At 68.8% G+C, this 13,949-nt stretch carries 14 protein-coding genes; 9 read left to right on the top strand and 5 right to left on the bottom strand.

What is annotated here, in order from left to right; genetic code table 11:
- The first annotated feature begins 12 nt into the window (after positions 1-12).
- From E4M00_RS10505 to E4M00_RS10480, 6 genes are all read left to right on the top strand, one after another.
- Entirely contained in the window at positions 13-1,407 is a 1,395-nt protein-coding gene (locus E4M00_RS10505; protein WP_135120436.1) for a sensor histidine kinase, read from the top strand.
- Positions 1,404-2,117 (top strand): response regulator, encoded by a 714-nt coding sequence (locus E4M00_RS10500; RefSeq protein ID WP_135120435.1) that lies wholly within the window; start codon positions 1,404-1,406, stop codon positions 2,115-2,117. The genes E4M00_RS10505 and E4M00_RS10500 overlap by 4 nt, the downstream gene beginning before the upstream one ends.
- Before the next feature lie 185 nt (positions 2,118-2,302).
- Positions 2,303-2,668, top strand: a complete 366-nt coding sequence (locus tag E4M00_RS10495) for an ArsR/SmtB family transcription factor (RefSeq protein WP_135120434.1) — start codon at positions 2,303-2,305, stop codon at positions 2,666-2,668.
- A gap of 54 nt (positions 2,669-2,722) precedes the next feature.
- Positions 2,723-3,199: an SRPBCC family protein gene (locus E4M00_RS10490; protein ID WP_135120433.1), complete on the top strand. Its 477-nt coding sequence runs from the start codon at positions 2,723-2,725 to the stop codon at positions 3,197-3,199.
- A gap of 100 nt (positions 3,200-3,299) precedes the next feature.
- Positions 3,300-4,184, top strand: a complete 885-nt coding sequence (locus E4M00_RS10485; protein WP_135120432.1) for an ABC transporter ATP-binding protein — start codon at positions 3,300-3,302, stop codon at positions 4,182-4,184.
- Entirely contained in the window at positions 4,181-5,296 is a 1,116-nt protein-coding gene (locus tag E4M00_RS10480) for an ABC transporter permease (protein ID WP_135120431.1), read from the top strand. The genes E4M00_RS10485 and E4M00_RS10480 overlap by 4 nt, the downstream gene beginning before the upstream one ends.
- Positions 5,297-5,327: 31 nt before the next feature.
- On the opposite strand, the gene E4M00_RS10475 is transcribed toward E4M00_RS10480, so the two are convergent.
- Positions 5,328-5,945 (bottom strand): TetR/AcrR family transcriptional regulator, encoded by a 618-nt coding sequence (locus tag E4M00_RS10475; protein ID WP_204772993.1) that lies wholly within the window; start codon positions 5,943-5,945, stop codon positions 5,328-5,330.
- Positions 5,946-6,031: 86 nt separating this feature from the next.
- Here E4M00_RS10475 and E4M00_RS10470 point away from each other — a divergent pair, with 86 nt between their 5' ends.
- The gene (locus E4M00_RS10470) at positions 6,032-7,102 is read left to right on the top strand and encodes a threonine aldolase family protein (protein WP_135120429.1); all 1,071 of its coding nucleotides are present in this window, start codon (positions 6,032-6,034) and stop codon (positions 7,100-7,102) included.
- A 133-nt stretch (positions 7,103-7,235) separates the two neighbouring features.
- Positions 7,236-7,826, top strand: a complete 591-nt coding sequence (locus E4M00_RS10465; protein WP_135120428.1) for a nitroreductase family protein — start codon at positions 7,236-7,238, stop codon at positions 7,824-7,826.
- 129 nt (positions 7,827-7,955) lie between these two features.
- Here the strand turns inward: E4M00_RS10465 and E4M00_RS10460 are convergent, their stop codons facing one another.
- On the bottom strand, positions 7,956-8,423 hold the full coding sequence (locus E4M00_RS10460) for a heme-degrading domain-containing protein (RefSeq protein WP_135120427.1): 468 nt from the start codon (positions 8,421-8,423) through the stop codon (positions 7,956-7,958).
- On the bottom strand, positions 8,420-9,469 hold the full coding sequence (locus E4M00_RS10455) for a zinc-dependent alcohol dehydrogenase family protein (RefSeq protein ID WP_135120426.1): 1,050 nt from the start codon (positions 9,467-9,469) through the stop codon (positions 8,420-8,422). Before E4M00_RS10455 ends, E4M00_RS10460 begins: the two co-directional genes overlap by 4 nt.
- Positions 9,470-9,611: 142 nt before the next feature.
- Here E4M00_RS10455 and E4M00_RS10450 point away from each other — a divergent pair, with 142 nt between their 5' ends.
- Positions 9,612-10,922, top strand: a complete 1,311-nt coding sequence (locus E4M00_RS10450) for an MFS transporter (RefSeq protein WP_240037013.1) — start codon at positions 9,612-9,614, stop codon at positions 10,920-10,922.
- On the opposite strand, the gene E4M00_RS10445 is transcribed toward E4M00_RS10450, so the two are convergent.
- Complete coding sequence (locus E4M00_RS10445) at positions 10,919-13,078, bottom strand: ATP-dependent Clp protease ATP-binding subunit (RefSeq protein ID WP_135120424.1); 2,160 nt, start codon at positions 13,076-13,078, stop codon at positions 10,919-10,921. The genes E4M00_RS10450 and E4M00_RS10445 overlap by 4 nt on opposite strands.
- Before the next feature lie 143 nt (positions 13,079-13,221).
- Positions 13,222-13,893 (bottom strand): GAP family protein, encoded by a 672-nt coding sequence (locus E4M00_RS10440; protein WP_135120423.1) that lies wholly within the window; start codon positions 13,891-13,893, stop codon positions 13,222-13,224.
- Between the last annotated feature and the right edge of the window lie 56 nt (positions 13,894-13,949).

The raw sequence follows: 13,949 nt of genomic DNA, 5'->3' as shown, positions 1-13,949 counted from the left end.
TAGCGTGAAGGCATGAGCTCCTCCGCCGCAGCGCCCGCACTCGGCCCCGGCGAGCCTGCCGTCGTCGACGGAGTCGAGTGGGTGCGACCGAGGCCGGACGCCCACGGCTACCGCAACGACGCGATCCTCGCGCTCGTGCTGCTGGTCGGCAGCGCGGTGAGCCTGCTCTTCTACAGGGCCAGCGGAACCTACGCGGAGGAGCCCTGGTGGCTCGCGCTGCTGTGGGCGGCCGGCATGAGCCTGCCGATGGCCGCGCGCCGTCGCTTCCCCGAGATCGTGGCCGTCGTGGTCAGCGTCGTGTACGCCGCCGGAGTGATCGGCCAGGTCGCCGAGCTCCTGATCAGCCAGATCGTGCTGTTCATCGCCGTCTACACGGTGGGGGCATGGGGACGCAGCCGCCTGCTCGCCAACATCACGCGCGGAGCGATCGTGGTGGGCATGTTCGCGTGGCTGTTCTGGCAGCTCATCTTCTTCTCGGCCGTGCAGGACTACCTGCCCGACCTCGAGCGGTCCACGGACGGCGACGGTTTCATGTCGCCCTACATCGCCTTCGGCGCCATCCAGATCTTCACCAACCTGCTGTTCTTCTGGGGAGCCTGGTACTTCGGGGACTCCGCCTACCGCGCGGCCCGGGAGCGGGCGGCCCTCTCGCAGCGCACGGCCGAGCTCGCCGGCGCCCGTGCGCGCGCCGAGGCGCAGGCCGTGGCCCTGGAACGCGTGCGCATCGCCCGCGAGCTCCACGACGTCGTCGCCCACCACGTCTCGGTGATGGGGGTCCAGGCCGGAGCAGCGCGCCGCGTCGTCGCGACCGATCCGCAGGCGGCATCCGCAGCGCTCAGCGCCATCGAGGACAGCGCGCGTTCCGCTGTCGACGAGTTGCACCGGCTGCTGGGCACCCTGCGCGACGACAGCCTGGACTCCGGGGCCGTCGCGATGGCGGATGCGGCCAGCACCCACGGGCTGGCGCAACTGCCCGCGCTCGTCGGCGAGGCCGCGACCGCCGGCCTACCCGCCACGTTCACCGTGGTGGGCGTCGAACGCACTGTGCCCGCGACCGTCGAACTGACCGCCTACCGCATCACCCAGGAGGCGCTCACGAACGCGCGCAAGCACGCGGGTGCAGGTGCCACCGCCGACGTGAGACTGCGCTACCTCGACGACGCCCTCGAGCTCGAGGTCGCGAACACGGGAACGTCGAGCGCCGCCGGACGCGCGCACGTGCGTGGCGGCACGGCTTCCGGTCTCGGTCTCGTCGGCATGCTGGAGCGGGCGGATGCCGTGGGCGGGGTCGTGGAGGCGGGCCCCCGCAGTCGAGGAGGCTGGCTGGTGCGGGCGAGTTTCCCCGTGGGGGCTGGCGCACGTGCGGCATCCGATGCTGCGGCGTCCGGACCCGAGGGCACCGCATGATCCGTGTGCTGATCGTCGACGACCAGGCCTTGGTGCGCGGCGGATTCCGCACCATCCTCGCCTCGGAGCCCGGCATCGAGGTGGTGGGTGAGGCCGCATCAGGCGAGGAGGCGGTCGAGCGCACGCGCCAGCTGCGCCCCGATGTCGTGTGCATGGACGTGCAGATGCCCGGCATGGACGGCCTCGAGGCCACCCGCATCATCACGACGGATGCCGCCCTGCACTCGGCCGTGCTGGTGCTCACCACGTTCAACCGCGAGGACTACCTGTTCACGGCGCTGCGGGCCGGGGCGAGTGGGTTCCTGCTCAAGAACTCGACGCCGGAGGACCTCATCGCGGCCGTGCAGGTGATCGCGCGTGGCGAGGCACTGCTGTCACCAGCGGTGACGAGACGGGTGATCGCGGCGTTCGGGAGCGGCGGCACCTCGGCTCAGCTGTCGGACCTGGAGCAGGCGCAGGCTCCGTCCCAGGCTCCGGCACCGCCACTGCCGCCCGCGCCTCAGACCACTCCGCTCACCGACCGCGAGCAGGAGGTGCTCGTGCTGCTCGCCGAGGGACTCTCGAACGCCGAGATCGCCGCCCGCATCTTCGTGGGCGAGGCGACGGTGAAGACTCACGTGTCGAAGGTGCTGCAGAAGCTCGGCCTGCGCGACCGCGTGCACGCCGTCGTCTACGCCTACGAGAACGGCGTGGTGCGTCCGGCGGAGTAACTCGTCAGGAGACGGCCGTGCGACGTGATGCGTTCACAGGATCAGGTCGAGGATGCACGGCTCTCACGTGTCATCGTGCTGCTCATCCTGTAAACGATCAACGGGAGCGGGTCGAGATCTCACCCTTGACGAGCGTCCGGATCCGCCTTACATTTAAGCAATTCATTAATTAAGGAGTTGCTTACATGGCCGCAGGGGCGACTGACGAGCTGAGCCTGGTGTTCCACGCCCTCGCCGATCCGACCCGTCGTGCGATCCTCTCGCGCCTCTCGAGCGGAGAGGCGACGGCCGGTGAACTCGCCGAGCCCTTCGCCATCAGCCGACCGGCGGTGTCGCAGCACCTGAGCGTGCTCGAGTCGGCCGGACTCATCGATCGCAATGCCCGGGCCCAGTGGCGCACGTGCACGATCCGCACGGAGCCGCTCGACGAGGTGTCGGCCTGGATCGACGAGCACCGGGCGCTCTGGACCGAGCGGTTCGAGCTGCTCGACGAGCGCCTCCGCGACCTCAAGCAGAAGCAGCAGGAGCAGGACAACCCGCAGAACGACTAGCAGGACCAGCAGAACCAGAAGGACCAGCAGCACAACGAGGAGAAGGAGAACCCCATGGTCGAGACACTCGCCACGAGCACGAAGCACTTCACCATCGTCCACGTCTTCGACGCACCGCGTGCCGACATCTGGCGCGCATGGACCGACCCCGACGAGGCCGCCTTCTGGTGGCATCCGCGTGGCCTCGAGACTCCGCGCGACTCCGTCGAGATCGATGCGCGCGTCGGCGGCTCGTTCCGCTACACGATGGTCGCTCCCGACGGCACCGAGTACCCCACCTACGGCGAGTACCTCGAGGTGGTCGAGCCGGAGCGGCTCGTCTTCACGTGGGGCGACCCCGCTCAACCCGACGAAACCCAGCCTGTGATCACGGTCGAATTGGCCGAGCACGGTGACGATGGCCGGCAGACCGAGATGACCTTCACGGTGCGCGGCGTCGATGGCCAGCCCGGCGATGACTACATCTACGACGGCTGGGTGAGCGCGTTCGACGTTCTCGACGAGCAGTTGGGTCTGCAGGCGCAGGAGTAGGGCGCCATCCGTCGCACGGGTGAGTTCGCCGTCCGAATCGACGGAGCGAACCACCCGTGCGACGGATGCGCGAACCGCCGGGCATCCCTAGCGTGGGAGCATGCTCGAACTGAGGAACATCACCAAGCGCTACGGCGAACGCACCGCTCTCGACGACGTGAGCTTCTCTGTCGGCGACGGACGCATGACGGGCTTCGTCGGCGGCAACGGCGCAGGCAAGACCACCGCGATGCGCATCATCCTGGGGGTGCTCGGGGCCGACGCCGGCTCGGTCACCTCCGACGGGTCGCCGCTCACCGCGGTGGACAGGCGCCGCTTCGGCTACATGCCCGAGGAACGCGGCCTCTACCCGAAGATGAAGGTGCTCGAGCAGATCGTCTACTTCGGGCGTCTGCACGGCTGGAATCCGGCATCCGCTCGCCGCAACGCCCTCGACCTGCTCGAACGCCTCGGTCTCGCCGAACGCATCGACGACACCGTCGAGAGCCTCTCGCTCGGCAACCAGCAGCGTGCGCAGATCGCCGCAGCACTCGTGCACCACCCCGACGTGCTCGTGCTCGACGAGCCCTTCTCGGGCCTCGACCCGATCGCCGTCGAGGCCGTGCAGGCCGTGCTCACCGACTACGCCGGCCAGGGCGCGCCCGTGCTGTTCTCCTCACACCAGCTCGACATCGTCGAGCGCCTCTGCGACGACCTCGTGATCATCGCCGAGGGCCGCATCCGTGCCGCCGGACCGCGCACCGAGCTGCGCGACATCCACGCGCCGGCCACCTACGAGTTGCTGCTCGACAGTGACGTCGGGTGGTTGCGCTCCCTTCCCGGCATCCGCGTGATCGAGTTCGACGGTGGCTACGCCCTGTTCGAGGCCGAGACGGATGCCGCCCGCCAGGCCGTGCTGCGTGAAGCGCTGGCGCACGGCGAGGTCGTCAGCTTCGGTCGCCAGAAGGTCACCCTGGCCCAGATCTTCAAGGAGGTCGTGCGATGAGCACCACCACGAGCACCACCCGCACCAATGCCGACTACACCGCGCCCTCGCTCGGATCGAGCGTCGCCCTCGTCGCCGGCCGCGAGATCCGGATGCGGCTGCGCAGCAAGGCCTTCGTCATCTCGACGGGCATCCTCATGCTGGCCGTGCTCGCATCGGTGGTGTTCGGCAGCATCGCGAGCGCGAACCAGTCGGCGCCGAAGGTCGCCGTGATCGGCTCCGCGGAACAGGTCGTGGGTGAGACCGGACTCGAGGTGGTGCCGGCGAGCGACCGCGCCGCCGCCGAGGAGATGCTGCGCGACGGTGAGATCGAAGCCATCGTCGTGCCGGGATCCGGCGGCACCGGAGTCACGGTCATCGGTTACGACTCCATCCCCAACACCGTCGTCTCGACCCTGAGCATCGCGCCCGGAGTCGAACTGCTCGACCCCGACGCCCCCGACCCGTTCCTCACCTACATCGTGGCGCTCGGCTTCGGCCTCGTGTTCTTCATGTCGGCCATCACCTTCGGCTCCACCATCGCTCAGAGCGTCGTGGAGGAGAAGCAGACCCGCGTGGTCGAGATCCTGCTGTCGACCGTTCCCGTGCGCGCCCTGCTCGCCGGCAAGGTGATCGGCAACAGCGTGCTGGCCATAGGCCAGATCGTGGCGATAGCGGTCATAGCCATCGGCGGGCTGATGGTCACCGGCCAACGCGTGCTCATCGGCGGCCTCGGCGAATCGGTGATCTGGTTCGTGGTGTTCTTCCTCGTCGGCTTCGTCATGCTCGCCGCCCTGTTCGCTGCGACGGCGGCCCTGGTCTCCCGGGCTGAGGACGTGGGCAGCGTCACCTCGCCCGTGACCATGCTCGTGATGATCCCGTACTTCCTGGTCATCTTCTTCAACGACAACGCGACGGTGCTCGCCATCATGAGCTACGTGCCGTTCTCGGCTCCCGTGGGCATGCCCATGCGCATCTTCCTCGGACAGGCGGAATGGTGGGAGCCGTTCCTGTCGCTCGGCATCCTGCTCGCCACGACGGCGGTGGTGCTCTGGATCGGCGAGCGCGTCTACTCCAACTCGCTGCTCAAGATGGGCGGCCGCGTGAAGCTGGCCGAGGCGATCAAGGGCTGAGCCGACGGCCGGATCCGGGGGGATCCGGCCGTCATCCCAGCCGCGGCAGCACGTCGGCGATGAGCCTGCCGAGCTGGGCCTGGTCGAGGGGCGGTTCACCGCTCTCGATCGAGCGGGCGATCGCCTGGCCGAGGAACCTCATGGCTCCGGCCACGATGTTCGTGATGAAGTCGATCTGCAGGGCCCGGTCGGCTGGTTCGAGCTCCGGATGCTGCAGCTCGAGCCTCGCCCCGATCAGCTGGCGCAGCTCCGTCTCGATGCCCGCGAGTCGCTCCATCTGGCGGGCGAGCAGCTCGGGGTGGGAGGAGATCGCCCGGATGCGGTCGGCGAAGAGCTTCTCGTCGTCGAACACGAACTCGGTGTCGACGCGGATCAGGCCGATGGCCTCCGCGAGGAGCGGCCCCGTGGAGTCCGCGAAGACGCGAGCGCGCTCGACGTCGATCTCGGGGAGCGCGTTGCCCAGCAGGGCGGCGTCCTTGGTCTTGAAGTAGTTGAAGAAGGTGCGCTGCGAGACTCTCGCGGCGTCGCAGATCATGTCGACCGTCACGTCGGCGTAGCCGTGCGCGAGCACAAGCTCGATCGCCGCGCCCTCGATGGCGCGGGCGGTGTCGGCGCGCGAACGACGCCGTGTCCCTGCATCCGTCGCCATCATCCGCCTCTTGTCTGCGCCATAAGGCGTTGTTCTCGTAGCGTACCGAGTCACGAGGCGCTCGACGTCGATGGGAGGATGGACGGGTGACTGAAACGCTCCACGACCCGACCACCCGCGGCTTCGCCTCCGACAACTACTCGGGCGTGCACCCCGAGATCCTCGAGGCCATAGCGGCCGCGAACGGCGGCCACCAGATCTCCTACGGCGAAGACGTCTACACGGAGCGACTGCAGGAGGTCTTCGCCCAGCACTTCGGCGCGGGCGTGCAGGCGTTCCCCGTCTTCAACGGCACGGGTGCGAACGTGAACGCGCTGCAGTCGATGCTCCCGCGTTGGGGCGCCGTGGTCTGCGCGTCGACGGCGCACATCAACACCGACGAAAACGCAGCCCCCGAGCGCATCGGCGGTATCAAGCTGCTCACCGTCGACACCCCCGACGGCAAGCTCACCCCCGAGCTCATCGCCCAGCAGGCCTGGGGCTGGGGTGACGAGCACCGCGCGCAGCCGCTCGCCGTGTCGATCACGCAGTCCACCGAGCTCGGCACGCTCTACTCGGTCGACGAGATCGCAGCCATCGCCGAGTACACCCACATCCACGGCATGAAGCTGCATATGGACGGCGCGCGCCTCTCCAACGCCGCCGCCGCCCTCGACCAGGACTTCCGCGCCTTCACCCGCGACGCCGGCGTCGACATGCTGAGCTTCGGCGGCACCAAGAACGGCCTGATGTTCGGCGAGGCCATCGTCGTCCTCGAGCCGGCGGCATCCGACGGTCTGATCTACCTCCGCAAGATGAACATGCAGCTCGCCTCGAAGATGCGCTTCATCTCGGCGCAGCTGATCGCCCTGCTCGAGGGCGACCTCTGGCACCGCAATGCCTCGCAGGCCAACGCCATGGCGGCCCGTCTGCGCTCCTCGATCGAGGCCGGCGTGGCCGACGGTAGCATCCGCGGCGTCTCGTTCTCGCAGGCGACGGAGGCCAACGGCGTGTTCGCGATCCTCCCCGACGGTGTCGCCGACAGGCTGCGCTCGTCGTTCAGGTTCTACGACTGGGACGCCGCGAAGAACGAGGTGCGCTGGATGTGCGGCTTCGACACCACCGAGGCCGACATCGACGCCTTCGTCGCGGCGATCGCGCGGGAGACCACCGCATAGCGCTGCGCTCGGCTGACGCGGCGCGACGCGAGTATCCATGCACACTCATGGAATAAGCAGCGACGTGTGATGTTGTAGAGCGTGGGACAGCGTCGCCCCGGCCTATTCGCATCCACTGGAAAGCTGTTCTCCGATGACTCTCATCACCGACACCTCACGTCACGCCGACACCACCGCCGCTCTCATCACCCCGCTCGTCGAGCGCTGGAGCCCGCGCGCCTACGACCCCACCGCGGTCGTCGACCCCGCCGCCCTGCACTCGATCCTCGAGGCCGCCCGCTGGGCCCCCTCGGCCAACAACGTGCAGCCGTGGCGCTTCGTCGTGGCCACCCGCGGCAGCGACGTCTTCACTACCGTGCATGACAACCTCATGGGCTTCAACAAGACTTGGGCCGACTCGGCCGCCGTGCTCATCGTGAACATCGCCGAGATCGTCGACCCCGAGGGCAAGTCGCGCCCCTTCGCGCGCTACGACCTCGGCCAGGCCGTCGCACACCTCACCGTGCAGGCGCAGCACGAGGGCCTGCACACCCACCAGATGGGCGGCATCGAGATCGCCGCACTGCACGAGGCTCTCGGCCTCGACGAGCGCTTCGAGATCGTCTCGGTCACGGCCCTCGGCGTGCTCGGCGACGCCGCATCGCTCCCCGACGTGCTGCGCGAGCGCGAGGTCGCTCCCCGCACGCGCCTGGCGCTCGACGAGATCGTGCTGAAGTCGGCCTAGACGCCGCACCCGCTCTCCGTCTCTCCTCGAACTGCCCACTTCCGCTAGTCCGGCGCCCGCGCCAGGAGCGGAAGTGGGCAGTTCGGCGTTGGAGCAGGTTTCGATACGCGTCGACTTCGTCGGCGCTACTCACCCACCGGTTCGGGCCAGCAGCCTCCGCAGGTGCTCGACCACGAGCGCGTGGTCGTCGCGCTGCGGCAGGCCCGAGACTCCGACGGCGCCGATGATCCCGGCGTTCCGGATGCTGATCGGCACGACACCGCCGTGCGCCGCGAACTCCGTGGGGTCGAGCCGCGAGTCGACGTCGAAGTTCTTGCCGCTCTCGCGGAACATCTCCCCGACGGCCATCGACGCTCGACCGTAGCGCTGCACCACGCGGTACTTGCGCTCGAGCCAGGCGTCGTTGTCGGCGTTGGCTCCGGGCAGGGCGGCGTGGAACACCCGCTGGGGTCCGAACCAGACGGCGATGGCCACCGGCAGCGAGCCGTCATGCGCGGCGGCGCGGATGCCGCTTCCCAGCGTCCAGGCGTCGTCATGCGTGAACGCGGCGAACCGCAGTTCCTGCTCCTGCGCGAGCAGGTCGTCGTAGAAGCTCATGGGCGCAGCAGCACCTTCGTGGCGCGACGCTCGTCCATCGCGGCGTAGGCCTCCGCGGCATCCGTCAACGGAAGCGTGAGATCGAACACCAGGCCCGGGTCGACCTTGCCCGAGAGCACGTCGGGCAGCAGCTCGGCGATGTAGCCGCGCACGGGGGCGACGCCGCCGTTCACACCGACGTTGCGGCTGAACATGCTGCGCACGGGCAGCTCGGGGCCGCCGTTCGGAACGCCGACGTAGCCGACCATGCCACCGGGGCGAGTCGACCGCAGTGCCTGGTCCATCGACTCCTTGGTACCGACGCACTCGAGCACCTGATCGGCGCCGATTCCGCCGGTGAGGGCCTTGACCGCCTTCACGCCGTCGCTGCCGCGCTCCTCCACGATGTGGGTGGCGCCGAACTCCCGGGCGATGGCCTGGCGGTCCGCGTGCCGCGACATCGCGATGATCGTGGTCGCGCCGAGGCGCTTCGCCGCGAGGATGGCGCAGAGGCCGACGGCTCCGTCACCCACGACGGCCACGACGGATCCGGGGCCGACGCCGGCCGACACCGCAGCGTGGTGGCCGGTGCCGAACACGTCGCTGAGGGTGAGCAGGCTGGGGATGAGCGCGTCGTCGGGCTGCTCCTCGAGGGCGAAGAGGGTTCCGTCGGCGAGGGGGACGCGGACCCGCTCGCCCTGGCCGCCGTCGGCGAAGCCGCCGACCTTGTCGTCGCCGCCCCACCATCCGCCCTGGAGGCAGGAGGTGCTGACGCCGTTGAGGCAGTTCACGCAGGTGCCGTCGCAGACGTAGAACGGAGCGATCACGAAGTCGCCCGCCTTGATCCTGGCGACATCCGGACCCACCTCCTCCACGATGCCGACGAACTCGTGGCCGATGCGGTGGGGTTCTTCGGTCGGCGTCACGCCGCGGTAGGGCCAGAGGTCCGAGCCGCACACGCACGAGGCCACGACGCGCACGATCGCGTCGGCGCCGGTGGAGAGCACGGGGTCGGCGACCTCTTCGACTCGGATGTCACGTTCGCCGTAGATGAGGGTAGCCAGCATGCTCCGAGCCTATTCCTCCAACCGGGACGCCGGAGGTCTTGCTGACGGATGCCGGCGACGAAGCGGGCGAGGGTACGGGCGACGGATGCCGCGACCCGATGCCGGGTGGCGCGATGTCGGTGGTCTCCGCGAGACTCTCGGGATGAGCGGCATCGCTGAGTTCTGGCGCGCCCTGCCCACGGCGGGGCGGTGGCTGCTGTCGACGGTGGCGATCTCGACCTTCGGGCGCGGCCTGACGCTGCCGTTCACGATCATCTACCTGCACGAGGTGCGCGGCTTCGACCTCGGCCTCTCGGGCGCACTGATGAGCCTCATCGCCCTCACCGGACTCATCGTCACGGGTCCTGGCGGAACCCTCATCGACCGCTACGGCGCGAGAATCGTGCTGCTCGTCGGCCTCACCTCGATGATCGCCGGATGCACCCTGCTCGCGTTCTCGACGGACCCGGCGGTCGCAGCCGTCGCGCTGGTGCTCATCGGCGTGAACTTCGGGGTGTCCTGGCCCGGCATCAACGCACTCATCGCGACGGTCGTGCAGGGCGACCTGCGCCAGCAGTACTTCGGCGTGAACTTCGCCCTCGTGAATCTCGGCATCGGGGTCGGCGGCATCGTCGGCGGCTTCTTCGTCGACGTGCAGAATCCCGACACCTTCGTCACGATCTTCCTCATCGACGCCGCGAGCTCGCTCATCCCCATGGCGCTGCTGCTCGGGCCGCTGCGTCGCATCCGCACACAGACGGCACCGGATGGAGACGATGCCCCGAGCGGCGGGTACCGGGAGATCCTCCGGCAGCCGGCCATCCGCTGGCTGACCCTGCTCACCTTCGTCGCCGTCTTCATCGGCTACGGGCAGATGGAGGCGGGCTTCCCGGCGTTCGCCAGACAGGTGTCGGGTGTATCGACCCAGGTGATCGGGTTCGCCTTCGCCGTGAACACCGCCGTGATCGTGTTCCTCCAGTTCGCCGTGCTGAAGCGCCTCACCGGGCGCCGCCGCACGCGGGCCATGCAGGTGATGGCGGCGGTGTGGGCGGGCTCGTGGCTGGTGCTCGGCGCCACGGGCCTGCTTCCCGACTCCCTCGCCGCCGCGATCGGGGTGCTCGCCTTCATGGGGATCTTCGCGTTCGGCGAGACGCTCCTGCAGCCGACGGTCCCCGCCATGTACAACGACCTGGCGACAGACCGCACCCGCGGCCGGTACAACGCCGTCAACTCGGCCGCCTTCCAGGGCGGCGCCATCACGGGCCCGGTCGCAGCCGGCCTGCTGCTCGACGCCGACCTGGGCGGCTGGTACATCGCGCTCATGGTCGCCGGCTGCGTGGGCATCGGGGTGCTCGCAGCCGTGCTCGAGCGACGCATCCCGGCGAGCGCGAACGGCGTCACCGAGGTCGAGCCCGTCGAGGCGGGGGAACCCGCCCGCCCCGCCGAGCGACGGAAGCCCGCAGACCCCGCCTAGCCCTCCGCGCGCTCCACGGTGAGCGCCTCGCCGTCGTCGGCGAGTCCGACCAGCACGCTGTCGCCGTCGCGGATCACACCGCCGAGCAGCGCCCTCGCGAGCCTGTCGTCGATCTCGTGCTGCATGAGGCGGCGCAGCGGCCGCGCACCGTAGATGGGGTCGTACCCCCGCTCGGCCAGCCAGGCCCGGGCATCCGGAGTCACCCCCAGCTGCAGGCGACGCTCGCCCAGCCTCGACGACAGCCTGTCGATGTAGAGGTTCACGATCTCGGCCAGCTCCCCCTCCGACAGCGCGGAGAACACCACGATGTCGTCGAGGCGGTTCACGAACTCCGGCTTGAAGGCCTGACGCACCAGCTGCTGCACGGCCCGTTCCTTCTCGGCCCACTCGAGGGAGGGGTCGACGAGGATCTGCGAGCCGAGGTTCGACGTGAGCACGAGGATCACGTTGCGGAAGTCGACCGTGCGACCCTGGCCGTCGGTGAGCCTGCCGTCGTCGAGGACCTGCAGCAGGATGTCGAAGACCTCCGGATGCGCCTTCTCGACCTCGTCGAGCAGGATGACCGAGTACGGCCGGCGACGAACGGCCTCGGTGAGCTGTCCGCCCTGCTCGTAGCCGATGTATCCGGGAGGGGCACCCACGAGCCTGGAGACGCTGTGCTTCTCGCCGTACTCCGACATGTCGATGCGCACCATGGCGCGCTCGTCGTCGAACAGGAAGTCCGCGAGCGCCTTGGCGAGCTCGGTCTTGCCGACACCCGTCGGTCCGAGGAACAGGAACGATCCGGTGGGCCGATTGGGGTCGCTGATGCCGGCGCGCGATCGGCGGACGGCATCCGCCACCGCGGCCACGGCGGGCTTCTGCCCGATGAGTCGTCGCCCCAGCTCGGACTCGAGGTGCAGCAGCTTCTCGGTCTCGCCCTGCAGCAGACGGCCGACGGGGATGCCGGTCCACGCCGCGATCACGGCGGCGATGTCCTCCTCGGTCACCTGCTCGTTGACCATGCGGTCCTCCCCGGGCGCGCTCTCGGCCTGTTCGGCGGCGACCAGGTGCTCCTGCAACTCCTTGATGGTCGTGTACTCCAGGCGCGACGCCTCGGCGTAGTTCGCCTCGCGCATGGCGCGGTCGCGGGCCGTGTAGGCCTCGTCGAGCTTCTTCTTGAGGTCGCCCACCCGGGTGAGCGACGCGCGCTCGCGGGTCCAGCGTTCCTCGAGCACGAGCAGCTCGCGCTCCTTCTCCAGGAGTTCGTCGCGCAGCTTGGCGAGGCGCGCCTTCGAGGCGTCGTCCTTTTCCTTCTTGAGCGCGAGCTCCTCGATGCGCATGCGGTCGACCGAACGCTTGAGCTGGTCGATCTCGACGGGCGACGAGTCGATCTCCATCTTGAGCCGACTCATGGCCTCGTCGACCAGGTCGATGGCCTTGTCCGGCAGTTGCCTGGCCGAGATGTAGCGATTGCTGAGGGATGCCGCAGCGACGAGGGCGGCATCCGTGATCGTCACTCCGTGGTGAGCTTCGTAGCGGCCCTTGAGCCCGCGCAGGATCGCCACGGTGTCCTCCACCGACGGCTCGCCCACGTAGACCTGTTGGAAGCGGCGCTCGAGGGCGGCGTCCTTCTCGATGTACTCGCGGTACTCGTTGAGCGTCGTGGCGCCGATGAGGCGCAGCTCGCCGCGCGCCAGCATGGGCTTCAGCATGTTGGAGGCCGCGACCGAGCCCTCTCCGCCGCCGGCGCCCATGAGCAGGTGCAGTTCGTCGACGAAGGTGATGATCTGCCCGTCGGCGTCGTTGATCTCCTTGAGCACGGCCTTCAGCCGCTCCTCGAACTGGCCGCGGTACATCGCGCCGGCTACGAGCGCCGAGATGTCGAGCGAGACGAGTCGCTTGTTCTTCAGCGACTCGGCGACGTCACCCGCGACGATGCGCTGGGCGAGTCCCTCGACGACTGCAGTCTTGCCGACACCGGGCTCTCCGATGAGCACGGGGTTGTTCTTGGTGCGTCGCGTCAGCACCTGGCTGACACGACGGATCTCGGCATCCCGCCCGATCACGGGGTCGAGCTTGCCGGCCGCCGCGATGGCCGTGAGGTCGATGCCGTACTGTTCCAGCGCCGACTTCTGCTCCTCCTGGGAGCTCGGCGCGCCTTGCATGTTCGCCATGGCAGTTCCAATCCGTAAGTTGAGTCTGCTTGTATCAACTTTATCGCGCCGCGGAGTATTCCACGAGTGGCGAGATATTTAGGCCTCGATCAGGACTTTCGGATGCCGGTTCGTCGAGCGGATCGGTGGGAGCGGATGCCGCCCTAGAAGCTGCCGATCCCCTTGCCGATCATCACGACGCCGATCACGAGCAGCAGCACGGCCATCACGGTGGCGTTGTTCTGCACCAGCCACGCGCGCAGCGCTTCCAGAGGAGCCGCCATCTTCGACGATGCGGCCAGGTAGGCGATCACGGGCAGCGCAACGGTGATCGCGGCGATGACCACGAAGATCAGGGTGACGACGACGATCTCGCCGATCTCGAGGCCCGCCGTGCCGATCGTGACGCCGGCGCCCACGGCCATGAGCAGGTTCTTGGGATTCACTGCCGCGAGCACGAAGCCGAGGATGAATCCGCGCGTGGTGGTCATCGTGTCGATGGCCGCCATCCACTTGGGAAGAGCGGCCTCGGCTCCGCCCCGGGGGCGGGATCGCCACTGGCGCCACGCCAGGAAGAGCAGGCCCAGCCCGAGGAGCAGCTTGATGACGCCGGCGACGGGCTTGGCGGCATCCGGATCGCTGGCGGGGATGACGGAGGAGAGCAGCTCGAAGAGCACCACGGCCACGACGATGCCGAGCACCCAGCCGAGCAGGAAGCCGATACTGGTGCCCTTCGCCTTCGGCGAGAGCAGCATGAGGATGGCCGCGATGATCGGGATCGGGCTGATCGCGATTCCGAGGGCGAGCGGGAGGACGTCGCCGATGACACTGCCCATGAGTACTTCCTCCATCGATGGCGAGGGTCTGGCGGATGCCGACCCCTGTGCGCTCG

The sequence above is a fragment of the Orlajensenia leifsoniae genome, from assembly GCF_004570845.1.
Lineage (GTDB): Bacteria > Actinomycetota > Actinomycetes > Actinomycetales > Microbacteriaceae > Orlajensenia > Orlajensenia leifsoniae.
The sequence above is the reverse complement of the archived record's forward strand: the minus strand, read 5'-3'. Positions and strand labels throughout refer to the sequence as shown.